This window comes from Ruegeria sp. HKCCA5763, from assembly GCF_013034545.1.
Classification (GTDB): domain Bacteria; phylum Pseudomonadota; class Alphaproteobacteria; order Rhodobacterales; family Rhodobacteraceae; genus Ruegeria.
Genome location: NZ_WQGF01000011.1, coordinates 130,917 through 156,885, shown reverse-complemented (window position 1 = coordinate 156,885; position 25,969 = coordinate 130,917). Strand labels below are relative to the sequence as shown.

The 25,969-nt window shown below is 53.0% G+C and carries 25 protein-coding genes and 1 pseudogene; 10 read left to right on the top strand and 16 right to left on the bottom strand.

Translation table 11 applies throughout. From position 1 onward, the window contains the following. Window positions 1–352: 352 nt before the first annotated feature. The 10 genes from GOV89_RS18010 to GOV89_RS17965 all read right to left on the bottom strand — a co-directional run bounded on the left by GOV89_RS18010 (window position 353) and on the right by GOV89_RS17965 (window position 10,841). Window positions 353–1,507, bottom strand: a complete 1,155-nt coding sequence (locus tag GOV89_RS18010; protein ID WP_171180464.1) for a Gfo/Idh/MocA family protein — start codon at window positions 1,505–1,507, stop codon at window positions 353–355. Further along, a complete protein-coding gene (locus GOV89_RS18005; protein ID WP_171180466.1) occupies window positions 1,507–2,562 on the bottom strand; it encodes a sugar phosphate isomerase/epimerase in 1,056 nt (351 codons plus the stop codon). Before GOV89_RS18005 ends, GOV89_RS18010 begins: the two co-directional genes overlap by 1 nt. Before the next feature lie 27 nt (window positions 2,563–2,589). Continuing rightward, window positions 2,590–3,618 carry a LacI family DNA-binding transcriptional regulator gene (locus GOV89_RS18000; protein ID WP_348540123.1) on the bottom strand — a complete coding sequence of 343 codons (1,029 nt, stop codon included), beginning with the start codon at window positions 3,616–3,618 and terminating at the stop codon, window positions 2,590–2,592. A gap of 37 nt (window positions 3,619–3,655) precedes the next feature. Continuing rightward, window positions 3,656–5,278, bottom strand: coding sequence for a dihydroxyacetone kinase subunit DhaK (locus tag GOV89_RS17995; protein WP_171180470.1), 1,623 nt, complete (start codon window positions 5,276–5,278; stop codon window positions 3,656–3,658). 11 nt (window positions 5,279–5,289) lie between these two features. Beyond that, window positions 5,290–6,282, bottom strand: coding sequence for an ABC transporter ATP-binding protein (locus GOV89_RS17990; protein ID WP_171238758.1), 993 nt, complete (start codon window positions 6,280–6,282; stop codon window positions 5,290–5,292). Continuing rightward, on the bottom strand, window positions 6,275–7,372 hold the full coding sequence (locus GOV89_RS17985; RefSeq protein WP_171180474.1) for an ABC transporter ATP-binding protein: 1,098 nt from the start codon (window positions 7,370–7,372) through the stop codon (window positions 6,275–6,277). The genes GOV89_RS17990 and GOV89_RS17985 overlap by 8 nt, the downstream gene beginning before the upstream one ends. Before the next feature lie 2 nt (window positions 7,373–7,374). Beyond that, a complete protein-coding gene (locus GOV89_RS17980; protein ID WP_171180476.1) occupies window positions 7,375–7,563 on the bottom strand; it encodes a hypothetical protein in 189 nt (62 codons plus the stop codon). Next, window positions 7,560–8,498, bottom strand: coding sequence for a carbohydrate ABC transporter permease (locus tag GOV89_RS17975; RefSeq protein ID WP_171180478.1), 939 nt, complete (start codon window positions 8,496–8,498; stop codon window positions 7,560–7,562). The genes GOV89_RS17980 and GOV89_RS17975 overlap by 4 nt, the downstream gene beginning before the upstream one ends. Next, complete coding sequence (locus GOV89_RS17970; protein WP_171180480.1) at window positions 8,495–9,442, bottom strand: carbohydrate ABC transporter permease; 948 nt, start codon at window positions 9,440–9,442, stop codon at window positions 8,495–8,497. The genes GOV89_RS17975 and GOV89_RS17970 overlap by 4 nt, the downstream gene beginning before the upstream one ends. Window positions 9,443–9,521: 79 nt before the next feature. Next, window positions 9,522–10,841 (bottom strand): ABC transporter substrate-binding protein, encoded by a 1,320-nt coding sequence (locus tag GOV89_RS17965; RefSeq protein WP_171180483.1) that lies wholly within the window; start codon window positions 10,839–10,841, stop codon window positions 9,522–9,524. A gap of 399 nt (window positions 10,842–11,240) precedes the next feature. Here GOV89_RS17965 and GOV89_RS17960 point away from each other — a divergent pair, with 399 nt between their 5' ends. Both GOV89_RS17960 and GOV89_RS17955 read left to right on the top strand, forming a co-directional pair. Continuing rightward, complete coding sequence (locus GOV89_RS17960; RefSeq protein ID WP_171180484.1) at window positions 11,241–12,020, top strand: MOSC domain-containing protein; 780 nt, start codon at window positions 11,241–11,243, stop codon at window positions 12,018–12,020. A 228-nt stretch (window positions 12,021–12,248) separates the two neighbouring features. Beyond that, the gene (locus GOV89_RS17955; protein ID WP_245223252.1) at window positions 12,249–13,007 is read left to right on the top strand and encodes a DMT family transporter; all 759 of its coding nucleotides are present in this window, start codon (window positions 12,249–12,251) and stop codon (window positions 13,005–13,007) included. Here GOV89_RS17955 and GOV89_RS17950 read toward each other — a convergent pair. Continuing rightward, on the bottom strand, window positions 12,989–13,696 hold the full coding sequence (locus tag GOV89_RS17950; RefSeq protein WP_171180486.1) for an IS6 family transposase: 708 nt from the start codon (window positions 13,694–13,696) through the stop codon (window positions 12,989–12,991). The two genes, GOV89_RS17955 and GOV89_RS17950, sit on opposite strands and share 19 nt — an antisense overlap. Before the next feature lie 326 nt (window positions 13,697–14,022). After that, a complete protein-coding gene (locus GOV89_RS17945; RefSeq protein ID WP_171176824.1) occupies window positions 14,023–15,696 on the bottom strand; it encodes an alkaline phosphatase family protein in 1,674 nt (557 codons plus the stop codon). A gap of 488 nt (window positions 15,697–16,184) precedes the next feature. On the opposite strand from GOV89_RS17945, the pseudogene GOV89_RS23120 reads away from it, so the two are divergent. Then, window positions 16,185–17,132, top strand: a pseudogene (locus tag GOV89_RS23120) (formylglycine-generating enzyme family protein). 45 nt (window positions 17,133–17,177) lie between these two features. Here GOV89_RS23120 and GOV89_RS17935 read toward each other — a convergent pair. Beyond that, on the bottom strand, window positions 17,178–18,536 hold the full coding sequence (locus tag GOV89_RS17935) for a tetratricopeptide repeat protein (RefSeq protein WP_171238757.1): 1,359 nt from the start codon (window positions 18,534–18,536) through the stop codon (window positions 17,178–17,180). Window positions 18,537–18,674: 138 nt separating this feature from the next. Between GOV89_RS17935 and GOV89_RS17930 the strand changes: the two genes are divergently transcribed. The 7 genes from GOV89_RS17930 (at window position 18,675) to GOV89_RS17900 (ending at window position 23,882) form a co-directional block, all read left to right on the top strand. After that, a complete protein-coding gene (locus GOV89_RS17930) occupies window positions 18,675–18,926 on the top strand; it encodes a hypothetical protein (RefSeq protein WP_171176828.1) in 252 nt (83 codons plus the stop codon). A 20-nt stretch (window positions 18,927–18,946) separates the two neighbouring features. Beyond that, window positions 18,947–20,713 carry a sulfatase-like hydrolase/transferase gene (locus GOV89_RS17925; RefSeq protein ID WP_171238756.1) on the top strand — a complete coding sequence of 589 codons (1,767 nt, stop codon included), beginning with the start codon at window positions 18,947–18,949 and terminating at the stop codon, window positions 20,711–20,713. A gap of 55 nt (window positions 20,714–20,768) precedes the next feature. Next, entirely contained in the window at window positions 20,769–20,960 is a 192-nt protein-coding gene (locus GOV89_RS17920) for a hypothetical protein (protein ID WP_171176832.1), read from the top strand. Continuing rightward, window positions 20,957–21,805, top strand: coding sequence for an ABC transporter substrate-binding protein (locus GOV89_RS17915; protein WP_171238755.1), 849 nt, complete (start codon window positions 20,957–20,959; stop codon window positions 21,803–21,805). The genes GOV89_RS17920 and GOV89_RS17915 overlap by 4 nt, the downstream gene beginning before the upstream one ends. A gap of 177 nt (window positions 21,806–21,982) precedes the next feature. Further along, window positions 21,983–22,738 (top strand): transporter, encoded by a 756-nt coding sequence (locus tag GOV89_RS17910; RefSeq protein ID WP_254451546.1) that lies wholly within the window; start codon window positions 21,983–21,985, stop codon window positions 22,736–22,738. Between the two features lie 35 nt (window positions 22,739–22,773). Further along, complete coding sequence (locus GOV89_RS17905; protein WP_171238754.1) at window positions 22,774–23,598, top strand: HlyD family secretion protein; 825 nt, start codon at window positions 22,774–22,776, stop codon at window positions 23,596–23,598. A 134-nt stretch (window positions 23,599–23,732) separates the two neighbouring features. Further along, window positions 23,733–23,882: a hypothetical protein gene (locus tag GOV89_RS17900; protein WP_171238753.1), complete on the top strand. Its 150-nt coding sequence runs from the start codon at window positions 23,733–23,735 to the stop codon at window positions 23,880–23,882. Window positions 23,883–24,084: 202 nt separating this feature from the next. On the opposite strand, the gene GOV89_RS22705 is transcribed toward GOV89_RS17900, so the two are convergent. The 3 genes from GOV89_RS22705 to GOV89_RS23115 all read right to left on the bottom strand — a co-directional run bounded on the left by GOV89_RS22705 (window position 24,085) and on the right by GOV89_RS23115 (window position 25,633). Then, complete coding sequence (locus tag GOV89_RS22705) at window positions 24,085–24,327, bottom strand: DUF1214 domain-containing protein (protein WP_371809147.1); 243 nt, start codon at window positions 24,325–24,327, stop codon at window positions 24,085–24,087. Then, window positions 24,258–25,121, bottom strand: a complete 864-nt coding sequence (locus GOV89_RS17895) for a DUF1254 domain-containing protein (protein WP_217352179.1) — start codon at window positions 25,119–25,121, stop codon at window positions 24,258–24,260. Before GOV89_RS17895 ends, GOV89_RS22705 begins: the two co-directional genes overlap by 70 nt. A 329-nt stretch (window positions 25,122–25,450) precedes the next feature. After that, the gene (locus GOV89_RS23115) at window positions 25,451–25,633 is read right to left on the bottom strand and encodes an SH3 domain-containing protein (protein WP_371809170.1); all 183 of its coding nucleotides are present in this window, start codon (window positions 25,631–25,633) and stop codon (window positions 25,451–25,453) included. Window positions 25,634–25,969 lie beyond the last annotated feature (336 nt).

Sequence of the window (25,969 nt, the reverse complement as noted above, 5' to 3'; positions counted from 1 at the left end):
CGGAACCCAAAACCAGTCAAAGTCAACGCGAGTTTCTTCGATTGCTGCTAAATTCAGGTATTCGCCCTGAGCGAAGAACGCAGCTCTCAAAATCTATATCTATGTCGTCTTTGGGCTCGCTGCAGACGTTCGGCAGAATTCATTCAACCTTTGCTGCGCGCACAAAGCGGACATTCCCATCTAGTAGACTCGGATGGAAGTCGATTGGTTCTTCGGGTCACAAAAAACCTCTTCAAAGACGTTCGCGGTTCGTTGTACCGGAGCGTGCACCTATAGGTTGCGCGCGCTTCGGTTTTTTTGCAGATACGCTCGATGCCTCCCAAGATTTCTGCCTTATGCCAACAACCAGATTTTACGTTAAGCTGACCCAAGCTGCATTCCTTGAAGAGCTTTGCACGCACGCGGCAACAAATTTTACGCCATTAAGCCCGTCATGAACCGTTGGATAAACAACGGACGCGTCGGTTGAAATCCCATTTCGGAAAGCTTGGATCGCCTCAGCAGCCTCTCCATAGATATTGGCGAAACCTTCAAGATACCCCTCGGGATGGCCCGGAGGGACCCTGCTCAACCGATTTGCAGCGTCACCAGCTCCAGCTCCATTTCGTGTGATCAGACGCTTGGGTTCGTTGTAGGGCGTGAACCACAGGTAATTGGGATCTTCCTGAGACCACTCCAACCCACCTTTTTCGCCATAGACGCGCAAACGAAGTGCGTTTTCATTGCCGGGGGCCACCTGAGAAGACCACAGCATACCACGCGCTCCGCCTTCGAAGCGAAGCAAGACGTGCGCATTGTCATCGACTTTGCGCCCCGGCACAAAGGCCTGCAAGTCTGCCGCCAGGCTTTCCGCATTAAGCCCGGTTACAAAGCATGCGAGGTTGTAAGCATGGGTTCCGATGTCACCGGTTGATCCACCCGCGCCCGAGCGTTCTGGATCGGTTCGCCACTCCGCCTGTTTGAAATCCTGCTGCTCGGTCAGCCAATCCTGCGGGTACTCAACCTGAACTACGCGGATCTTGCCAATATCGCCGTTGGCAACCATTTCACGCGCCTGCCGAACCATTGAATAACCTGTGTAATTGTGGGTCAAAATGAATAGAGCATTCGCGCTTTCTGCTGCTTTGACCAGCTTTTTTGCATCGGCAAGTGTCGAGGTGAGTGGCTTGTCACAAATGACGTGAATACCGCGTTTCAGGAACTCACGCGCAGCTGCATAGTGAACGTTATTTGGCGTGACAATTGAGACGGCCTCGATCCCAGATTTCAGCCGAGCTTCCCTGATTGCCATTTGTTTGAAGTCTTCATAGACCCGTTCAAGCCCCAATGCTTGCCCACTTTCAAGAGATTTCTCTGGCGTTGAAGACAAAGCACCGGCTACCAGCTCGAACTTGTCGTCCAGTCGCGCGGCTATGCGATGAACGCCGCCTATGAAGGCGTCGTTTCCGCCACCAACCATGCCAAGGCGAATACGACCCGAGGTTTCTTCACTGCGTCCTGTGACCATCACTCAATCCCCAGCATTTTACGATTGGCGGCTTCGTCTGCGCCACCATCAGCGAAATCATCAAAGGCTTTCTCGGTCACACGGATGATGTGATCTGACACAAACTGAGCGCCCTCGCGCGCTCCATCTTCGGGGTGTTTGAGACAGCACTCCCATTCGACCACAGCCCAGCCATCAAAGTCATTCGCGGCCATTTTTGAGAACACAGCCCCGAAATCCACCTGACCATCGCCCAGTGAGCGGAACCGCCCGGCCCGATCTACCCAGCTTTGATACCCGGAATAAACACCCTGCCGGCCGGTTGGATTGAACTCGGCATCTTTGACATGGAACATCCGGATCCGATCTTTGTAGATGTCGATATTGTCCAGATAGTCGAGGCATTGCAGCACGTAATGCGACGGGTCGTATAGCATGCAGGCCCGTGGGTGATTGCCTGTCCGCTCGAGAAACATCTCGTACGTAACACCATCGTGGAGGTCCTCTCCGGGGTGGATTTCATAGCAGACATCGACACCGCATTCATCAGCGTGATTCAGGATGGGCACCCAGCGACGCGCAAGCTCATCAAATGCCGTTTCAATCAAGCCGGCAGGGCGCTGCGGCCAAGGATAGACATATGGCCATGCCAGCGCGCCTGAGAATGTCGCATGTGCCGAAATGCCCAAATTTTTCGAAGCGGACAGCGCTTTTTTGACCTGGTCCACGGCCCATTCTTGTCGGGCTTTCGGGTTCCCCCGGACGCTTTCGGCCGCAAAGCCATCAAACGCACTGTCATAGGCTGGGTGAACAGCCACAAGCTGGCCCTGAAGGTGTGTTGAAAGTTCCGTGACTTCGACACCATTTTCCCTGGCTTTGCCTTTGAAGTCATCGCAATAACCTCTGCTGGAAGCGGCCTGTTCTAAGTCGAACAACCGTCCATCCCAACTGGGAACCTGAACGCCTTTGTATCCACAATCAGCCGCCCATTTTGTGATCGCGTCCCACGAATTGAACGGCGCTTCGTCCCCCGCAAACTGTGCAAGAAACAAAGCTGGACCTTTGATCGTTTTCATAAAATTTCCTCCCCAAAACCTAAGCCTCTATGGCGGTAAATTTTCCTTTAGATAGATATCGATACGGATACGTTCCTGAGCTTTGTTGAACGGGACTTTGTCCGAAGTCGCACGCAACAGGCGAACGGCCGAACGAACAATGTGCCCAGTGTCTTGCGAGATTAAGGCGTCAAATGTGCCAAGCCTAAGCGCCTCACGACTGAGTGGAGTAAGCTCATGAGCTATAATCACCAGATCTTTGCTGAGCTTGTTCTCTGAAAGAAATTGAATCAGGCCTGCGTTGCCCGCTGCTGACGAGTATATTCCGACCAGATCCGGATAGGTTTCAAAGATTTCGGGCATCATCTTGTAAATCAGATCCGGGTCATCCCGGCCCTCGACAGACGCTACGACTTGGAGGTGCGGAAATTCCTCAGCCACAACAAGGTCAAAGCCTTGGCGACGCTCGAGATGGTCACGCGCCAATCGGGATCCTGTGAGAACCAAGACCTTGCCTTCGCGATGGACAAATCTACCCATCAGCTGAGCGGCGGTTCGTCCTGCCGAAACGTTATCAATTCCCACAAAGTGGTCTCGCTCAGAACTGGGCAAGTCAGACACCAAGGCGACCACCGGAACGCCTTTGTCCCTGAGCCTTTTTACGGCATCCCGGACAGAAGGCGTTTCGGGTCCGAAAACTGCGACTCCGTCTACATCCAAACTGTCGACAGCATCCAGAATGTTGACGATATCTTGCGGCTCGAACGGCGCGACCTTCTTTATCGCAATGCGGGTCCGCTCGATAAATTGGTCAGGGGATTGATCTGCGATCTGGCTGCTGATTGCCTCTACAAACTCGTTGTCCGTGTCCGGCAGAACAAAGAGGAAGTTGTAAACTCGGTTTCGTGCAAGGTTGGCCGCAGCGGTATCGCGAACATATCCCAGCTCATCAATTGCCTTTTGCACTTTCTGTACGGTTACGGCCCGAACGCCGGGACGTCTGTTCAAGACCCGGTCAACAGTCGCTAGGCTAACACCCGCAACGCGCGCGATGTCATTAACGGTTGGCTTTTTCACCAATTCTAATCTTTGTTTTTGGTCTTCCACGTGTTCTTCAGCCCTCAATCTCCCGCGCTAAGCCTTCAAACAACAAAGCAACAGCCTCAGCGCCGGGATCGTTATGTCCAACAAGGTTTTCTTCGGGAACATAGGCCGCGCGGCCTGCCTTCGCACGACGAATATTCGCGGTGTTGTTCGCGCCTTCGCGGGCAGCCTCGGCCGCATGCGTCAGACCAGATGGCAGTGCCGCAAGCGCCGGTGCCAGAGCGTCAATCATTGTCCTGTCACCGACCTTGGCGCCCCCAACCTGGCTGACGCGATTCAGACCTTCAACCAGAGACTTCGATACCGAAGCCCCGCTCGCACAGGCATCTCCAGCTGCGTTGAAGAAAATTGCAAGTATCACGCCGGAAGAACCACCCATTGTCTGGCTTAACTCATTGCCCAACGCCGGAAACAGTTGTGTCAAATCGGCAAGCGGCATGCGGTCAAGACTTCCTTGCAATGCTCTTGCGGCAGTCGCCAATGTGCTTCCTGTATCGCCATCCCCAGATTTCGCGTCTAGCTCGTTTAGATTCTTCTCTGCGTTGATGAGCAATTCAGACAGCCGGGTGATCGTTTCCCTTGTGGTGGGATTGTGCGAGGGGATTGGATCGATCGGAGTCAGGCCATCAGGCAATGGTGCAACTTTGATCGGGTCGATGGAATTCACCCCGGGCCACGCGGCCAGATCAACGGGTGCTTCAAGGGCTGACAAATCGTCCTGATCTACAGGCAGAATGGAAACCGAAAACCCGTGCATATCCAGCGATGTCATCATTGGTGCCGGGCCAATTATATGATGGGCAATACCAGTCTCGAACAAGGCATGTGTGAGGACAGCCATTTCCAGCGGAGTTGTAGAGCCTAGGTTGTTGACCAACGCCACACAGTCCCCGGTGCCCACCCTTTGCTTCAGCTTCTCCACTACTGTGGACATAGCCGATACGGCATTTGAGAACTCGACTTGCTGTACACCAGGTTCGCCATGGATGCCCAATCCAAGCTCTGCTTTGCCAGGGGCAATCCGGTCTTCTTTTGGAGAACCCGGAACGGTACAGGTGTCCAAGCTCATTCCGATGCTGACAACCTTTGCTATGGTGTTTCTTGCTGCGGTGGTAACGGTATCTAGGTCAGCACCGCTTTCAGCAAGCGCTCCGGCTATTTTGTGAACGAACAACGTACCCGCCACGCCACGTGGTTGCGGAAGGTCGGGTAGGGCGATGTCATCATCGACAACGACCATTTCAACCTTGCGGCCCAATGCGCGGGCGCGTTCCGCTGCCAGTCCAAAATTCAATCGATCTCCAGTGTAATTCTTGACGATAAGCAGGCACCCTGCCTCACCTGTGACCGCAAGAATACCTGCCAGAACCGCTTCGACTGACGGGGACGCAAACACTTCCCCACATACTGCAGCTGTCAGCATACCGGCGCCAACAAAGCCCGCATGGGCGGGTTCGTGACCAGACCCTCCGCCGGACACCAAAGCGACTTTCGACTTGTCCCAATCTGACCTCAAGACAACCTTGATGTGCGGGTAGCCGTCCAACCGGATAAGTTGTCCTCCGGAGGAGGTCAGAAGGCCGTCTATCGCCTCGGTTACCAGGGTTTCTTTTGTGTTGAGGAACTGGGCCATGCTTTTGCTCCTTAATTCACACGCGCGCCGGACGCGTCAAAATACAACGGGTTGTGGGGGCGGATTTTTATAATCCTTCCAGATGGGTAGTCCTGATGGACATCGATCAGGGTCACCACCGGGTGACCATTCAGATCCAAATGCAGCCGTGTTTGGTCTCCCAGATGCTCGGCGCGTATCACGCGCGCCTCGCTGCCTTCGCCTTCGATGATGTTTTCCGGGCGCAGGCCGATCTGCGGGCCTTTGTGATCGCCTCCGAACAACTCGGACGGCAGGATGTTGATCCGTGGCAGTCCCAACCGGCTGGCGACGTAAACACTGCCCGGGTTTTCATAGATGTCCCGGGGTGTTCCGTATTGAACCAGCCTGCCGTTTTCCAAAACGCCGATATGTGTCGCCATTGTCATGGCTTCGACCTGATCATGCGTCACGTACAGTAAGGTCGACCCCAGATCGGCCTGAATCCTTTTAAGCTCGACCCGCAAATCCGCCCGAAGCTTGGCGTCCAAAGAGCTGAGCGGTTCATCCATCAGGAAAATCTGTGGGTCACGCACAAGCGCACGTCCGATTGAAACGCGCTGCATTTCACCGCCGGACAGTTCAGTGGCTTTGTTGTCCAGCTTGTGCGGAATTTGCAGGATCTCAGCGACTTCGTTAACCTTCCTCGTGATCTCATCCTCTGGTGTCTTCAGGATCGGCGACCGCAAAGGGAAAGACAGGTTCTCGCGCACCGTCATATGCGGGTACAGCGAGTATTGCTGGAAGACCATCGCCACATCGCGCTGGGCAGGTGTATCTATACCGACGTCACGCCCGGCAATGCGTACTGATCCAGAGTCCAGTTTCTCAAGCCCGGATATCAATCTCAGCGTCGTTGTTTTTCCAGCGCCAGTCGGACCCAACAACACCACAAAGGCACCGTTGGGGATCGTCATCGAAATACCGTCCACCGCTTTGACGTTGCCAAATGACTTCGAGATATTCTCCAAAACGACTTCAGCCATTGCTCAGTACCTCGTCGTTCAGAGCGGACCTCAACGCGCGTCCGGTGGATCTTTCAAAAAGGGTTACAGCAGGTGAGCGGAACTCCAATCCAACGGTCTCACCGGGACTGACGACCTCGCGTGCATCAATTCGCGCTTTCAGTTCACCGTTCGGGCTTTGCAGTGTAACGATTTGGGTGGTCCCCAGGTATTCTGCTGCCAGGACTCTGGCCCGGTATTCGCTCCCATCCGACAGAAAAACATGCTCGGGGCGAACGCCAAAAACCAAGTCACCTTCCGCCCCTTCCATCAACCTCGGCACGGCTTCGTCATGGCCATTCAGCCGAACCATTTCCGAACCAGGCTCGACCTTTCCCTCAAACGGCAGGAAATTCATCGAAGGAGACCCGATAAAATCCGCAACGAACATCGTCGCTGGTTTGTCGTAGATTTCCTGGGGTGTACCGAATTGCTCGATCACAGCGTTGTTCATCACAACGATCTTGTCGCCCATTTGCATGGCTTCTAACTGATCGTGTGTGACGTAAACAGTGGTTGCGCCCATGCGATCATGAAGCGCGCGCAATTCTTCGGCCATATGCTCCCGAAACTCGGCATCCAAGGCGCCCAGCGGTTCGTCCATCATGAACGCTTTGGGTTCGCGAACGATCGCGCGGCCCAGCGCCACGCGCTGCCTGTCGCCACCTGACAGTCCACCTACGGGGCTATCGAGAATGTCGTTGATCCCCAGAATTCCCGCGACTTCCTCTACTTTGGCTTTGACCGCAGCACGCGGCATGCCCTGCGATATCAGGGGGTAGCTGATATTTTTGCGCACGTTCATGTGAGGATACAGCGCAAACATCTGGAACACGAATGCAATGTCTCGCTCTGATGGGGGCCGCTGGCTGATCTCCTCACCGTCCAGGTAGATTTCACCTGACGTTGGAAGTTCCAAGCCTGCGATCATCCGCAGTGTCGTCGTTTTTCCGCAGCCAGAGGGCCCTAGCAACATGAAAAACTCACCGTCCTCAATCGTGAACGAGCTTTCGCGAACAGCCGTGAAATCGCCGAACATCTTCTTTACGTTTTTGACTACGATCTGGGCCATTTCTACTCCGGGAAATGGCTGACGATGATGAACATGACGGTTCCGATCAGCGTGACGATGAAAGAGTAGGTGAAGGCCCAAAGGACAAAGGGCTGCATCAGCATAAAGACACCCAGCGCAATAAGGATGGTTGCGACCATCTCCCATGGGCCGCGGCGAAATCGCAACAATCCGTTAAGAAACCCGCTCATTTGCGTACGGCTCCGAATGTGATCCCACGCAGCAAGTGTTTGCGCATCAGGATGGTGAATATCATGACAGGGATCAGGAAGATCGTGGCACCTGCCGCCACAGCAGGCCAATCCAGGCCGCCAATACCGATAATGGTTGGGATGAACGGTGGTGCAGTCTGCGCGTTCGCGGATGTCAGCAGCACGGCAAACGCGTACTCATTCCAGGCGAAGATCAAGCAAAAGATAGCTGTTGAGGCTATGCCGGTCGCGGCTTGCGGCAGCACCACTTTGTAAAACGCCTGAAACCGTGTGTAGCCATCTATGAGCGCGGCTTCTTCGTACTCTCTTGGGATTTCGTCAATGAAGCCTTTTAGCAACCAGACCGCCAAGGAAATATTTACACCCGTATATAGCAGGATCATTCCAAGATGCGTGTCGCTTAATCCAAGGTTTCTGAACATCAGGAAGATTGGGATTGCGACAGCAACTGGTGGCATCATCCTTGTACTCAGGATGAAGAACAGAAGGTCGTCCTTGAGTGGGACCTTGAACCTGCTGAATGCATAGGCGGCCAGAGTGCCTAGGAAGATACTCAAGAACGTCGAGCCAAATCCGATGATAACCGAATTCATAAAGCGCTCGCCGAACTTCGATGGTCCTACAATCACCATGTCGTACTGGCGGACGATTTCATCGGTCCAGTTCTGCGGCGGGTTCGCTTCCAAAAACTCCTGCGTCTGCCGCGTGCGCGTGGTGAATAGATTTACATACCCTTCAAGCGTTGGGTCAAAGACCACTTTGGGCGGGTAGCTGATCGCATCGGCCGGAGATTTGAAACCCGTCAGCAAGATCCATACCAGTGGGATCATCGTAATCATCGCATAGCCGATGACCAGAAAGCCTGCGATCCACTTGGACCGGTTTGAAGGTTCAGTGACGGAAAAACTGCTCATCTCTGTTTCACCTTGTTCAGGGCTTTGACGTAGATCGACGCAAGGCCGAACACGGTGACGAAAAGGATAATCGCATAGGCTGACGCATAGCCCGTACGCCACTTCTCAAAGGCTTCGCGTTTCAGGTTGATCGAAGTGAGTTCCGTAACAGACCCCGGCCCCCCGCCGGTTAGCTGAACCACCAGATCGAACATCTTGAAGTTCTCGATTCCTCGAAACAGCACCGCGAGCATCAGGAACGGTAGCACCATCGGAATGGTGATTGTGAAGAACTGCCGCAGCTTGCTGGCCCTGTCGATCTCAGCCGCCTCGTAGATGTAATCGGGAATGCTGCGCAGCCCGGCCAGACAGATTAGCATCACGAAGGGGGTCCACATCCAGGTGTCGACAATCACGATCGCCCAAGGGGCCAGATTGACGGATCCGAGCATTTCAAAGCTCGATGGGTCTTTGCCTGTAAACCAGGACACGATGTAGTTAAACAGCCCGATTTGAGGTTGATACAGGAACTTCCAGAAGTTCCCGACGACTGCAGGAGACAGCATCATCGGCAGCACGATGATCGTTGTCCAAAGATCGTTGCCCTTGAATTTCTTGTTGAGCAACCAGGCCAGAGTAAACCCGATCAAGACCTGGAAAAAAATCGTCCAGAACAGGAAGTGCGCCGTCGCCTGCATATTTAGCCAGGTGTCCGAGTCTGTCAGAATACGCTCGTAATTCCTGAGCCCGACATCTTTGACTTCGCGCCCGATCCGGTTGGCCTTGTAGTTGGTAAAGCTCAGTTGGATGGTCCAGATCAACGGAAAGATGTTGATCGCCAGCAATAGGAATATCGTTGGGGAGATGAATATCCAGGCGATCGCGCGATCGGATAAACCTCGTATTTTTCGCGCAACTCGCTCGGGCGTTGCCTGCGCAACGCGATCTACGGTCCTGTCAGACATCTCTTTGCCAGTTCTTGTTGGTTTAGGACTCACGGGTGAAGGTGGAGCGGGATAGCACCCGCTCCTGCCTTTGTCCGGACTACAGCTTGCCTTCGTCTTCGAAGACTTCCGTCCAATCTTCAATCAGAAGATCAAGCGCTTCTTGAGCTGTACCTTGATCAGCAACCACGTAGTCGTGGATGCGTTTCTGCATGGCCAGCAGGAGTTCCGCGTAGGCAGGCTCTTGCCAGAAATCCTGAACTCCAGCCATTGCTTCAAGGAAGTCACCGGCAAACGGTTGGCTGTCCACGAAACCAGGATCTTGCAGCACGGAGTTATGTGCCGAATAGCCGCCTAGCTCCCACCATTTGGCCTGCACTTCTGGCTGTGCGAACCACTTGATGTATTCAAGGGCGGCGTCCTGTTTGTCAGAGTAGCTGACAACAGAAATGCCTTGTCCGCCAAGCGTTGAACCTGCCTGATTTTGTGGCGGGTTTACAAAGAAGTCGATCTTGTCACCGCCGGTATTGGGGTCGGCATAGAGACCTGGGAAGAACGCAAACCAGTTCATCGCCATGGCGACCTGACCGGACTTAAAGGCATCCAGGCTCTCACCCATGTAAGAGTTGGTATATCCCGGAGGTGTCGCCGTTTTGTAGAATTCCTTGTAAAATTCTAGAGCTTCAACAGCTTCCGGTGAGTTTACAGCACCTTCCATGTCATATGAGCCCGGGGTGTTTTCGTATTTGAAACCCCATGGATACAGCGCTCCGGTCACACCCATGGTGATCCCTTCCGAGCCGCGTTCGGTAAAGATTGCTGCACCGTAGACAGTCTTGCCGTCGATTTCACGACCCTGAAAGAACTGGGCGATCTGCAACAACTCTTTCTGAGACTGAGGTTCACGTAGGTCCTGACCAGTCGCCTCCTTGTATGCAGCTTGGATTTCGGGATTTTCGAACCAGTCCTTGCGATAGAACCAGCCGTTTGCATCGCCCATCGCAGGCAGCGCGTAGTAGTTTGGTGTACCTTTGGGCCAGGTCGAGTAAGCGTAAACAGTGGCCGGTGCGAAATCGTCCATGCTGATGCCTTCAGCATCGAAGAAGTCGTTCAGCTGGACGTAATGACCATTCTCAGCGCCGCCGCCGATCCATTGGCTGTCACCGATCAGTAGGTCGCAGAGCTTACCCCCAGAGTTCAGCTCGTTCAGCATACGGTCCGCAAAATTTGGCCACGGAACAAATTCGAAGTTCATCGTGTGGCCGGATTCTGCTTCGAATTCCTTGGATAGTTCGACAAGCGCGTTGGCCGGATCCCATGCAGCCCAACATAGCGTCAGATCTTCAGCATTTGCCTTGGTAGAAAGAGTAGTAGCGGCAAGGACTATTGCGCTGGCCGAAGCCAGTTTTGTGTAAGTCATCCATTCCTCCCTTTTTGCGCCGTCAATCGAGGATGTGCGAATCGCGGCATACTTCCAAGGCTATTTGAGGTACGCACCTCATGTCCAGAAATATTTGAGGTTCGTACCTCAGATGAGCAGGGAAGTTCGTTGAACTTGTTGTCTTAACCTATGATTTTAATAGAAATTGTTTGTTTTCTTTGATGTGCATCTATTTTCGGCAGTAAGGTTTTAAATTGCCATATCGACAAAAACTGGCGCGGCCCACTTTGGCGGCCATCATGGTTCCAACACGTTTAGCGAACCCGCTGCTGAAGCACTCACAGATTATTTAGTCGATACCTAGGAGAATTGGAGATAGCTTCAAAAAGCACGCACCACTCGGGATCGTGCATAACTCGTTTGGTCAGGTGCAAACGTATGAAAACTCTCTCTATCGTAAGATTGAACCGCTACCCAATAAAAGGCTTGAGCGCCGAGCCCATGCAAACTGTAACGCTGCGTTCAGGAGATGGCATTCCAGGTGACCGTCTGTTCGGATTTGCTCGATACAACTCCGGTTTCGACGTACATAACCCGCAGCCGCTCCCGAAAGATCGCTTTGTTGTTTTGTTGAATGAAGCTGCGCTTGCAGGCGTTAAGACAAATTTTAATGTTGAGACCCAATATCTTGAGATCAAAGCGAGCGGCAAAACACGCAGCTTTAATATGCAAGCACCAGAAGATCGGATGAATGCGGTGAGTTTCCTGTCTTCGGAGATCGACCTAAAAGACCCCGAACCACCAAATTTCGTTTCGTCCGCTCCGCATCGGTTTACAGATGTATCTGTCGTGTCACCTAAAATGATGAACGCGATATCCGTTCTAAATCTGGCGTCTGTGGAAAAGTTAGGTGAAAAACTGAACGCGGAAGTCCACCCAGCGCGCTTCCGGGCGAATATCGAGATGGACGGTTTACCCCCGTTTTCTGAGTTGGATGAAGCTGGATCAGTTTTTAGATTTGGCGATGTTGAGTTAAAGATACTCTCACGTACGAAAAGGTGTGCAGCCACTGAAGTGAACCCGGAAACGGCTAAGCGGGACCTGAAGATACCCTATCTAATTCGGAAGTTGATGGGTCATACGGACATGGGTGTCTATGTTGAGGTTGCTGTAGGCGGAACGTTGAGAGTCGGCCAAATTGGGGAGATGTTGAATTGAGTGTTACTCACCCCGCCAGAGTGGCAGTCGCAGGCGATTTGTCCCGCGTTCTCTCAAGTAATTTGTGTCTACGCTTTCGCCAGTCGTTTTCTTGCTCGCCCAGCCTAGCGAATGTGACTCCGTCAAAAAAATGCTCCAGATGAAGCATGTAATTGACCGAACCTGGAAAGTTCACAAAGGTCGTTTTTTGCGGATTTCTCTGACCTCTTCCCAGGCTTGGGAAGAAAGATGGGCTTCGACCGGCTGCCGATTGCGCTCGTTGCAGCCATCGAATTCGTCAGTACCATCGTTATTGCTCTTTTGGGCGTACGTACTGGGCGCAACTATCTTGCCTTTGCCTTCGCAATCATCGGCGTAGCCCTCCTGATTGACGTGCCGTCGCTACTGGCAGCAGATGGACCTGATCTCATTTCTGATCTTCTTGGCCTGTTCTGGGCGGTGCTGAACAGCTCGCTTTTCGTTCTCTACATCATCTTCGGCCACAAGATTTCCGAAGGTGGCGCGTCGGGCGGTGTGGAGCGCCTTGGCGCTGTCTCGACAGCGGCCTTTATATTTGTGATGCCCATAGGTTTCCCGCAAGCCCTCGACGATTTTGGTGCGCCCTCGCTGGTACTGACCGGGATCGGCGTCGGCATCTTTTCCTCGTTAATCTCCTATGTCTGCGATCAGCTCGCGATGGCCCGCTTGCCACGTGCCAGCTTCGCGTTCCTTATGGCTCATCTGCCAGCGACCGCTACGATCATCGTCGCGACGGTCTTGCGTCAGGTTCCGAGCGCTGTGGATGTCCTCGGCGTGCTCCTCGTCATGATTGGCGTAGCCGTTCACAAATCCTGTCGATGCGGTCTGCGGGTGTCGACGGCGACTAGAATCGGCCATTCGCTGCAACCTGACGAACGAGCAGGTTGGGCTCAATGCGGTGCTGTCAGACGAATTCGAACCAGTCTCAGTTTGCCGCGGAAACCGCGAACCTATCCGGAACAAAGTTGACGCCACTCGCTAAGAGCGGCGGCGCGAGTCAGCTTGAAGGTGTCTCGGCTGGCTAGCGATCTTTCCTGGTTGAAGTGGTTGTAGATGGAGGAATGGACGGCGGCGAACTTCTGCAAACTTCGCATGCGCCTGAAACGCTGCATCGCGCGTTCGCGTCGTCGAAACGGCAGGTGCGAGTTCTCGACGCGGTTGTTGAGCCACCTGCCCGTTTGCTGTTTTTCGAATGCACCCAGTTCTCTGAGCGCGGCTCTGTATGAGGCGAAGCGATCCGCGACGACATTTTCCGCTTTTCCGTGTCGCTTCATCAATTTCTTGAGGAATTTCAATGCTGCCTGCTTGTTTCGGCGTTTGGTAACAACGGCTTCCAGCACCTCGCCTTCGTGATCAACAGCCCGCCAAAGATAATTCCGCTTGCCATTTACCCTCACGAAAACCTCGTCCACGTGCCACTTCCATTTCGAGAATGCGTGCTGCTGCTGAACACGCTTTCGTCTGATCTCAGCAGTAAACATCGGGCCAAACCTGTTCCACCAATATCGGACAGTTTCGTGGCTCACGTCGATGCCTCGTGCGTGCAGCAGGTCTTCAACATTCCGAAGCGAGAGAGGGAAACGGATGTACAGCATCACCGCACGGCGGATGATCTCTGGTCTGGTTTTGAAGTACTTGAAAGAGGCCGGATTGGTCATGGGCAAAAACTACGCAACACCCCTGCCCCGCTCAACCAAAGTTCGTCTGACAAGACCCATTTTCTGAATACTAACTGCTAAGAATTTACCTTTGGTTCAAAGGCCGAATGGGCTTCAGGAGAAAAAGATTACGGCGATTTTGAGCGGTAGCTTTGGGCTCGATGCAAACGTTCGCACAGTTTCTGCGAAAGACCGCTTTGCGGACAAACCTGACGTTCGCTGAGGTCGTTCTCCAAATCTCGCCAAACTCGGGAGCCTAGGCCAAAGATCACAGTCAACCATAGCGACACGCTTAACAGACCGGTATCCGAAAAAAACAAGACCACTTATGGATCTGTGACACCAGTCTCGCTCAATGTTTCACCCGAAGCACTGCTAGGTTGGCTGATACCTAAAATAGTGCTTAGAGTGACGGCCACGTCCACCGTGGAGACAGGGCGGCTTACGCGAGTCGGCTTGATGCCTGGACCAGCAAAGATGATTGGAACATGCGTGTCATAGCGCCAAGGCGATCCGTGCATCACGGCAATTGGACCATCCTCAAAGAGAAAAGAATAAGGCGTTTGCACAACATAAATGTCGCCGGAGCGCGTTGGGTGATAATTTCGCCGGATCTGCTCCTCAAGGGTATGCCCTCGCTGTTCAGCAAGCGGTTCGGTTGGCATTGCAAGTTCAATGCCAGATGCAGCCATCAGTTTTTCGGCGATACGTTTTTCGATTACGCGCCGGTCGGTGCCCGATGCTTCAATCGCGACGTTGTCCAGATAAACGTAAGGACGAAAAAAGAATTGTATTGCGGATTCCACTCCGAACTCATCGGCGATCACCGAGTTCACATCCATCATCAATGCTTCGGTGGAGTTTCGGAGTGTCGAAAGCCCGGCTTCGGCCATCTCTTCTGGCGCTTCCGGCATCCCATGATCGGCAGAAAGCACGTAAAGCACATTCGCACGCCCAACCTCTCGATCCATAAACTCAAAGAAATCTGCCAATGTCTCATCCAAACAACGCACCATTTCTTCATTTTCTAGGCTAGATGGTCCGAAGAAATGGTTGGTTGCGTCTACACCTGAAAAACTGACGCTTAGGTAGTCGGGCCATTCGTCATCACCGAGCCCTTCCTCTTTGACCACGGTTTTCGCGAAGTCGGCCGTGATCCGGTCCCCATGCGGCGACAATAAAACCTGCGTGTAATAGAGCCCGTCGTCCGGAGTCCCATAGAAATGGGGGAAGGTGCGACCGAACGTGCCAAGGTTGGTTACAAAGGAGCGTTCCTTTCTTTCCATGAGGTAAGGCGCGTCTGAACACTCGGGCCACCACTCACTTTCGATCTTCGCGTCAGCGGGGCGTTTTGAATTCCAATCGAGAACCCAATCAGGATACGCATCGTAGTAAAATTCACTTGTTTCAAAGGCTCCTGTGGCCGCCGACAGCCAAAAAGCCTTTCCAGAATGTCCCGCCATTGCAACCGCCGAACGGTCTTTACCAGATACGGAAAAAACCTTAGATCGGCCCGCATTTGCTTTCACCAACTCGTCTCCAAACGTCGTCGCCAACAAGTTAACGGGAGAACGGCCCGAAGTCGCAGCAGCGGCTTGTGTCGGATCGACTTGATCAACGTTTCCGCCGAAGCCAGGAACTGGCAACATCGGGTAGTCCGGATCTTCAATATTATAACCCAATCGCTCTTCAGCCCTGTTGAACCAGGCATTGCCTATCATTCCATGTTCAGAGGGATGGGCTCCTGTCGCGAGGGTCGCGTGACCAACAATGGTTTCGGTGTTGGCGTGACGATGATGAGCGTCGGTATACCAGACTCCGCTTTCCATAAGTCTTTTAAAACCGGCTTCGCCGAAGGAGGCCTCATAACGAGAAATCAAGTCTCCGCGCAGCCCATCAACTGTGATTTGCACAACAAGTCTGATGTCTTCCGTCGCACTGGCTGCCGTCGTGGAAATTGATAGGATGATGGTTGAGACTAACGCCAGTGATCGCTGCATTTATTACCTCATAGGACGACCTGATGCTCTGAATACCAGCATCAACGTCCACCGGCTACCTAAGGTCAGAAAAGATGATCTTTTAAACTTCTACTTTCGGACAAAGCAGCCTGAGGCTGATACTGCGAACTTCGCTACAACGCGCCAGCCAGATCGCAGATACGAACGCAGCTATGCAGTGTGATTTACCAAAAAGCAGCCATTAACGAGCTGCTATTCTCTCATCGTCCAAGCCGCGCTTTCGCTGTGCAACCGACTGGCTCCAAAGTCGCCGATACGGGAAAGTGCATAAGTTTTTGGAGACGCCCAGTTGGATAATTGGAATCGTGCACCTTTTGTCCTTGCGCGAGAATACTAGAGGCAGTTGCGAGTTAGTTTGCGCGCAAGCAATTCGATTAATGTCGAAATTGCACAGACCTGAGTATTGTTTCAGACATTGTGCGAAATAGCTTGCGCACACACGGCGCATAGAAAGTAGATTAACACCAATGGAAAATCAGGTGTGTTGCGTTCCGAACTCTAAGGGCACGTACAGTAAGGTTGCGACGCCTAATGTGGCGAAGGCGGAGGTGCCAAGATTTGAAGCGACATCGCTGATACCAAGTGGCATTCCAATAACTGGAACTGTGCGGCCGCTGATGCCTGACGGCGGCGAGGAACTGCGCAAGGGGAAAGCAAAGCCCCTGAGAGAATTTCGGATCGGTGAAACAGCCGTCACGAACGCGCAGTTTCAAGAATTCGTCGAGGACACTGGATATGTGACCGAAGCCGAACGCATTGGTTGGTCCTTTGTTTTTTGGCTCAATGTGCCAAAGGGTATCGACAGCCCGCTTGGTGTGGAAGGCACCTAGTGGTGGCGACATATTGAAGGGGCAAACTGGCGCAATGTGAATGGACCGGGTACCTTTGAAACGGCTTGGTTCCCGGATCACCCTGTGGTTCAAGTTTCATGGAATGATGTGAGAGCGTACGCGCGCTGGGCCGGTGGCAGACTGCCGACAGAAGTCGAATGGGAACATGCGGCCCGTGGCGGCTTACAGGACGTAAAATACCCATGGGGAGACGAAGATCCAAACGATGATAACTTCTTCCCGTGCAATATATGGCAGGGAAAATTTCCGCGCCGAAATACAGTCGCCGATGGCTATGAAACAACAGCCCCAGCAGCCTCCTTTGAACCGAACGGATACGGTCTCTACAACGTCATTGGTAATGTCTGGGAATGGACTGCAGATCCTTTCCGAATTCCTTCCTTGAAGAAAAGCGTGCGCGAGAAAATGAGCCGAAAGAAAGGCTTCCGGCTTTTGAAAGGCGGATCCTTTCTTTGTCACGCGACCTATTGTTGGCGATATAGAATCGCAGCGCGTTCAGGAAACTCGCTAGATAGCGCCACGACCCACCAAGGGTTTCGTGTAGTGTTCGATGCCGGGAATTGAGAGGCAGCCGATCGCCGTTTTTATTCCCAACTGTGCCGGCAACACTTAGCCGTCGTTCGCTTCTCGCCGTTGAGCCTGTTGTTCCGTCCATCCGGCCTCGAGCAAGTGCCTGATGACCCCATTCGAAACGTTCTTATCCGGATAAAGGCGTTGCAATACAGCTCTCACAGGAAAAGCGGGAAAACCATCCCCTAATTCTGTCACATAGTTGTTTGCTTCCGCTTCTTCACCGTTGGCTTGATGCGACACAGCGAGATAAACGAGTGTCAGTGCGCTCACCGGTTCGCCTAGTCGGATGGCATTCTCAAACGCGGCAACTGCTTCTGAGTAGTTGCCATTGTGATAGCTCGCGACACCAAAAACATTAAGGTTTGCATGTTGCAGGCCTTGAGTATCTCTCTCTCGCTCGGGATCGGCGGCGCGGCGCGCTTCTTGATAATCACCTGCAAAGATTGAAATGACCCCGTGAAAATCCAGAACATTTCCGTCGTTTGGGCTCAACTCGGCCGACAGCCGCGATAGCTCGAACGCTTTTTTTATATCGCCGTCTGCAACTGCAACCCAAGCTAATCCTGACACGACCCAACCGTCTGTCGGGCTGATGGCCTGCGCTTTATCCGCCATCTGTTGAGCTTCCAAGAGCAAGTTTCTCTTTGCCGCACTATCGCCAACCAACATGGACTGCGTGGCAAGGCTGTGCGCAGCTCCTGCGTAACCGCACGCATAACCCGCATCCAAATCGACCGCCCGGTAGAACAGGCCGGTGGCCAAGTTTTGTTGCTCCGCATCCGCGATGGGAAACAGTAAGTTGCGACCCTGACGGCATAGGTTTTCAGCCTGAAGGCTAGCGCCGGAAAGATTGAGTAGCGCAACGCGTTCAGCTTCTGCTGACGAAGGCGGCGGTGATGTGACTTTGATGGCGTTCTGGATCGCATAAATGCCGATGCCCAATGTAACAGCCAAGGCAGCACCAGCCGAACCAAACTTTACGACATCTTTTCGTTGCACGATGCTGCCACCGAGGGTCTCATTGGCCGCAACCGTTGAAGTCTTATAATACTCGAATTTCGGTGCGTAACTGCCGGTGGGCATCTTAATGCGGATTTCGGCACCTGAACCTTCACCGGAATAATACTCCTCCAACAATCGTCGCAGTCGTCGGGCATCCACACGAACGACGTTTTCGCTGTAATCCTTGCTGGAGGGATCGCGCCCGTAGACATCCTGGGCGATCGTTTTTGCGCGTATGTCTTGGCCCCTACCGGAAAGTGTTTCCAAGGTGACATAGGACAGAAACGCGCTCAGCCGCTCAGATCGGCTCATTCGATCCGTTTTTAAGAATGTGGCAACCGCTCTGTTGATATCGCGGTCATCTACTGTTCTTGGGTCAGCCTTTGCCGCCATACCTTCCACCAAGCACTGGTTGACTTCCGTTTGACAGTCTCACGTTTCACCCCGTTTCACCGTGTAATGCGTAGAGTTCAATATTACTCTGTGTGAATGTGTGGCTGTCACTGCTATTGTCGTTTGAAAGGTAACTTAGTGAGCCACGACGTTATTGCAAAAACATTCTCGTTGGCCTCCGATGAATTGGCTCGGTTACGTCATGTTCATCCAGGTTTGGATGCGGCCTGCCACGACTTTGAAGAACTGACTGAACTTCAGACCTGCGCCATGAAAGACAGCGACACATGGGCAGCCAAACAAGCTCAACAAAGCCTTGAAGAGGTGAGGTTGGAAATTGAGCAAAAGCTGCGTGGGGTGAATACCTTCAACTCTACGACCAATAACTGATCCAAAATGGGAGAAAATCTTTGATATTCAAGCGAAATGTAAATCAGTGGAGCCGCACTGCGCTGCGATCGAGTGCAGCACTGACCGTCGGTGCCGCAATGGCCTTTCCCACCGTTGCGCAAGAAGCTGCAGGCGAGATCGTGCATGATGCGGAGTTTTATGTTCTTGAGGCACAAAATGGTGAGCGTTGGGCTGCCGAAGACGAGCAACTGCAAGCGCGCCTTGCAGAACTTGAACAGCGCTTTGGCACGAAGCCCAACCTTATCCATATCATGTGGGACGATACAGCTTACGGCGATCTTGGCATCCCGGCAATTCAAGCCGTGAGGGGCTTAGACACGCCGAACATCAACGCACTTGCCGAAGAAGGCATGATGTTCACGCGCATGTACACCGAAGTGGGCTGCACACCCAGTCGGGCTGCTGCCGCCACAGGCCGGATGGCAATCCGGTCAGGTATGTACAACATCGGGATGCTGCAGGAGAGCCACGGTTTGCATGCTGATGAAGTGACGATGGCCGAAGTGCTTGGCGACGCCGGCTACAAAACTGCTTTCTACGGCAAGTGGCACCTTGGAGACATTGAGCAAAGCTACCCGCACAATCAAGGCTTCGACGAGGCGCTCTTCACTGGCTACAACCAAATCTTGTCGCTCAACACTCGTGAGGCAGAGCAGGGCAACGCCTCCATCGGCTTGTTTGAGGACATGCTGGTAGAAAACCCCTACAAACTTGACGATACCTTCGTCACCAAGGACTGGGTGATGGTCGCCGAGGGCACCAAAGGTGGGGAAACTCTTCAATGGCGGGATAATACCACCGAAACCTACGAAATGATCGATGCCGAAGGGCTCGATCGTATGTTTGCCTTTATGGAAAGCAGTGTAGAAGATGGGGAACCGTTCTATGTGGCGAATTGGCCGATTATGGCGAACTTCATGCCGATCCGCCGCAAGTGCACACGCGCGCGCGCACTTTTGCAAAACGGGTTGCAATGCACAGTCGATCCGATGATCGCTGATATTCGTTCTAAGCTCGAAGAGTTGGGGATCGCCGAAAACACGCTGATTGTCGCGATGGCCGACAACGGGCCAATGTCGCACAACCCGCCTCCGGGCACCGGCTTCGCCGAAACAATCTTCCGTGGCGGCAAGGGTGATTTCCTCGAGGGTGGTGTTCGGGTTCCGGCTTTTGCAGTCTGGCCCGGCATGATCGAACCGGGTTCCTTGCCCGGCGACATGATCCATATCACTGATCTCTTCACAACCTTCGCAAGCCTTGGCGGCGCGATGGACAACATCCCAACGGATCGCGTGATCGATGGGTTGGATCAGACATCCCTGTTGCTGAATGGGGATGGCCACAGTCGGCGCGACTACACCTTCACCTATGCCGGGCCAATGCTGGGTGCGATTGTGAAAGGCGACTACAAGCGGCACTTCATTTCGCCCGACCCGGTTGGGGACGCCAGTGGCATTCCAGCGGCCTTCTACTTCCTGCCGTCCGATCCGCGCGAAGTGCAGCCGATGCTGACCAATCTGATCCACCTCAAGCGACCGTTCAACCGGATGCGTCTACGCCACGATCTGTGGAAAGAACGTTATCCTGATCGTCCGGAAACGCACGGTATTCCGTGGACCGGTATCGCAAATGCGTCCGAGCAGTTGAAGCGCGAGCAGGACCCGCAATTGGTTCTCGGAGATCTGCCATTCGATCCGCTCGAGTACATCGAGCACTTGGACGAACTGCCCTTCGACCCGGCAGGTGATCCCAACTTGGGTGAATAAAAGGTACCCGCCCCGGCGCATTGGTGCGTCGGGGCTCCAGACGAAGTTACCTGAAATGTATCGACGCAAGTTTTTGCAATACGGCGCGACTGCGCTCGCGACACCTTGGATTGCGAAGGCACAAGCTGCCGATCTGCCAATCACAGTGTCCAGCTATCTGCTGGATCGCACGGCGGCACTCTTCGACGGACGAGTGCAAATCGAAGGCGTGAAAGCGACGTTTGTTCAGGATGGATTGGTGACATGAACACGCGAGCGTTTTCCGGACAAGGTGATCGCGCAGTTACCGAGTTGGGACTGCACCCCTTTATGCTGGCACATGCGAATGATGACTTCAGGGGCTACGCGCTTTTGCCTATTCCTCTACTGAGCCAGTTCAGACACAAGAGTATTTTCGTCCGTGCAAGTGAAGGTATTGAAAAGCCGGAAGATCTCAAAGGTCGGCGCGTTGGAACGCCCGGATACTCTTCGACATCACTTACCTGGATCCGTGGAATCCTAGAAGACGAATACGGCATAGCACCATCAGACATGACTTGGGTGATCGCCAACAAGGACAGTTCTGCCGCTGAAGCCGGTGCAATTTCGGCGCAGGAGCAAGTCAATCCTGAAGGTGTTTCAATCGAGTCAGGCACCGCTGGGTTAGATGAATCCGAGTTACTGCTTGCCGGCGAGGTGGATGCTTTGATCCATGCGGCAGCACCTGCGGCATTTATTGAAGGCGACCCGCGGGTCGTTCGACTCTTTGACGACACACGTGCCGTGGAACAGGACTACTTCCAACGCACAGGCATTTTCCCGATCATGCATGTGCTTGCGATCAGGCGGGATGTGGCAATTGAGCATCCGTGGCTCCCAAAGGCAGTATTCGACGCCTATGTCGAAGCGAAGCAAGTTGCATATCGTAAGCAAGATCGTCTCACATGGGTCACGGATATGCTTCCCTGGTACGCAGCCGAGGTCGAAGACACGCGGGCACTGATGGGACGCAACTATTATCCTTATGGGTTTGAGGCGAACCGCAAAACGTTCGAGACGATGTTTGCCTATTCGCATCGACAAGGGTTGGCGTCACGGGTACTCACGTCATAGGAGGTGTTTCTCGGTTCTTCGCTGGGGTTTAACGATGTCTGAGCCGACGCCGCACAAGCAGACGCAGTGCTGGCAGACGAAAGGGTACCGTACTGCAGCCATTTCATCAGGCTCCCGAAACATCAAATAATAAAGGGCAAAATGAGATTTCATGGTATCCGTACGGGATCGATTTTGTTGATCTTTTCCGCAACGGCATCTGTATCAGAAACGGACGAGGAACTGGCGAAGCAACTAGCTAACCCTGTTGCCGCTTTGATTTCCGTACCATTCGAATACAAGTATGATGAAAACTTGGGATCAGATGGTCAAGGTACGCGAGACACATTCACCATAAAGCCCGTCATTCCATTCAGTCTGAACAATGAATGGAACCTTATCACGCGCACAATTATTCCGTACGTTGGTCTAGACGATGTCGCTCCTGGAGGCTCTGACAGAGGGGTTAGCGATATCCAAGCGAGTTTCTTTTTTTCTCCAAAGGAACCGACCCCTGCCGGGATCATCTGGGGGCTGGGCCCAATTTTACAAATACCGACTTCTTCCTCTAACGGCATCGGGCGAAACGAATGGGGGGCTGGCATTACAGGCCTCGCGCTCAAACAACCTGGTCCGTGGACAATTGGGTTACTCGCCAGTCACACATGGGACATCGCAAATGCGGAGACGGAGCAAAGCGATACGTTCCTCCAACCCTTTCTAAACTATACAACCCCAAATGCGTGGACTTTCGTAATTAACACTGAAAGTACGTACGATTGGGAAGAAGACGAATGGTCGGTCCCGATCAATCTACAAGTCAAAAAGGTGGTCGCATTCGGCGTGCGACGGATCAGTTTTTCGGCTGGCGTGAGAAAATGGGTTACTGCGCCTGACAACGGTCCTGAGGACTGGGGCGCCACAATTGGTGCAACGTTTGTCTTCCCAAAATGATCGGTGTAATACCTGCTAGTGTGAGGAACTCGTAAATGCTAATCGTACTTGGACTGTACTTCGGCCTGGCCTGGCTTGTGTTTTCCAAGCTCAAGCTCCTGCCGTGGAACGGATTTTTCAAAACCATCATTTATGGCGGCGCACTTATTATCGCCCTTGTAGTGATTGGAGCATTGAACCATACAACCCCCTCGGGTCCTGTCTCGGTTCAGAGCCCGGTCATCAACATTGCTCCGAATGTGGCGGGTCCGGTTGTCGAAGTCGCGGTCGAAGCCAACCAAAGCGTATCAGAAGGTGATGTGCTTTTCCGTATCGATGACACCACGCAGGCCGCAGAGGTTGCGCGCCTAAAGGCGTCTTTGGCCTCTGCTGAAGCGTCTGCTGATCAGCTCATTACCGATCTGCAAGCTTCGACGGCCGAGATCGCCTCGCTCAACGCTCAACTGGCTTTCGGAATACAACGACGCGATGACATAATTGAACTCACAACACGCGGCGCTTCGGCTGAATTTCAATTGCAAGAAGCGGTCTCTACGATCGAGCAATTAGAAGCGAATCTCCGCGCGGCCGAAGCCCGGAAAGCCAGTCTAGAGCGACGGATTGCAGCTCAGATTGATGGAGTGGATGTTGGCATTGTCGAAGTTCGAGAAGCCCTTGCGCAGGCGGAATGGGCGCTTAAACAAACCGTCGTCCGTGCGCCAGCCGATGGTATTGTAACGGGTTTGTCGCTGCGCGTGGGTAATCGCGTCACCACACTTCAGGGCGCGATTAACTTTGTCATCCCTGACGATCGGATATTAGTTGCTCGACTACCACAAGCAGTATTGGCAATGTTGTTGCAGGCGATACTGTTCGCGTAGCTTTAGGAACGCTGCCTGGGCACGAGTTTGATGCAGTTATTCTTTCCATTCCACCAGGAACGCGCGAGGGCTCTGTCGACGCAAGAGGCGGACTACCCAATCTGCGAGACTTGAGTGGCATATCGGATTACGTCGTGACCATGCGTGTACCGGAAAGTGTTCCGACGCAGAATGCCCGGCTCGGAGCTTCGGGCACAGCGCTTATCATCACCGAACAAGCGGGCGCCATTTCAGCCTTGGCTGAGATTCTGTTCTGGATCACAAAGCAGCTGAACTACATCTGAAAAGACTCTTATGTTTGAGACGCGCGGATGTCGAAGCACACCAGTTGAATAGCGGCATTGCTGGCTGGTTTAGCCTTGGCTTGTCTCGAAATCACTACAGCAGATGCGTCTGCGCGAGAGCTAGCTAGCACTTATAGATGTGAAGAAAAAGACAAGACGACTAGAGGCGTTCTACCTTCACTCAGTGCATTGCTGCCCTTCGCTACTGAACCAACTCAGGGGCCGGGAATACCCAGTCGCCATCGATCACGGCGCGTTTTGGCGAGTAAACACGTGCCGTGTAGTTCCAGCCGTCATATAGCGGCAAGTAATTGATCGCCTCTGGGTCACCACCGAAATGGATTGTGTAGCTACCGTCTTCATTGGGATCGGCTGTCACATTGCTGAACGTGTAGGCGTCGTATTCATTCTTCTCGAAGAAGCCGTCTTTGTTGTAGACCGACACCGACCAGAAGCCCTGCTCGTTGATTGGGGAACATCTTTAACGTTGAGAACATAGACTGTCTCACCGTCGTTCTTTTCCGGTGTCACACTCCAGTACATCGCGCCCCGTTCCGGATTGCCTCCCCAACCATAAGCCGCCCCAAGCAAGTGTTTGATCGGGTCGAGCTGCTCGACGCGACCAAAGTAACCCCGGAAGTCAGTGATTGATATGTTGCCCAACTCGTTGATCAGGCCGCGCACGGTCTCCCGACTTTGCTGATCCCAGTTCGGCAATTCGAGCGTTCCGGGATCATCCTGCCGTAAAGTAATTTGGTCTTGTAGCGCATGGGCTTTCTTCATGTCTTCCGGATCGCTCATGTTCGCGAAGGTGCGCACACAAACCCAAACATAGCGGGTCCCAGCCTTCTCCATGGTGATCAGGTAGTCACCGGGTTCTGTGACCGGATCGGCGATGGAGTGGTCCTGATTGACAACAAGGATCGATTGAAACCGATCAGGGCTTTCTGGATTAGTGATTATCACCGGCGCGGTCAGGTCGAACACAGCGAAGGAGTAGAGAGTATCGCGGTTCACTCGGATTGTGACCTGTTCGCTCAGTTCGACCGGATACGGATCACGGTTGTGAGTAAACGTCCCGAACGCGCCTTTGTCGGCATAGCCGAGCATCTGATTGTCGCTTTCGGCTCGGACGAAGTTGAATACATCCACTTTGGTGACGTCTTCCGCAATCGCTGGCGCCACACCGGTAATGAAAATACCAGTGATTGCTGCAAGTTGTTGAAAGCGAGCATGCATGTTCTGAACCTCACGAGTGCTTTGGAATAAGCAAAGAATGAGCGATCAACAGTTGGCTTTGATTCATCGCAAACCTTAAAATAATTTTGAAACCGACACCTGACATCTGAGCAAATCCTTGGGATGTCGGCAATTTCGGCATTCCGCCAGTTTGTCGAGCGGACAGCATTGGTCAATATGAGCTCCATGCAGTTACTCGCTGCGCTTTGGTTGAATGGCTACTATGTGTGCAAAATTCGCCGAAGTTAGGACAATACCTTAACCAACTCAATTTTTGGTTCTTCTGACAAAACCTGGGCATCTAAGATGGCACTGGAACAAAGCTTTACTTATAGCTTTCGTAAATATGCCCAAGAGACAAATCCTTTTAGACCACGCGCACGTTGCACGGACACGCGGCACCAACGGGTGCCGCCGTTCTGCTCGCAACTGTGAACTCTTAAAGCGGTTCCATTTGGAAGGCCCACTATCACGTTGAACCCTATTCCCGGTCCTGCACGCAATTTCAGCATGTCTCCGTCTTCAACGCCAAAAACCTCGTATTGCCCAAGAGAAGCTGCCGTTGCGGATTGAATTAATAAAATGGTGCCTAGGAAAAATGCCACTAAGGGTAAGAGTATTGCACTTCGCATAACGTTAACCTGCCTGTTTCCACAACTGCAATCTTAGCGCCTCTGATCATCAAGCGTAACTCCCTGACCAAAGAATGCGCACGTTTGAACAAACCATTGAACTAAGATTCTTAAGTATGCCGAAGGTCAGGTTTGGGCTCAAAGCAGTCTTTCGCCGCGTAATGCATCAATGACCGCTGTGCGGACAAAGCTGTCACTAGGTGTCCTAGGATAAGG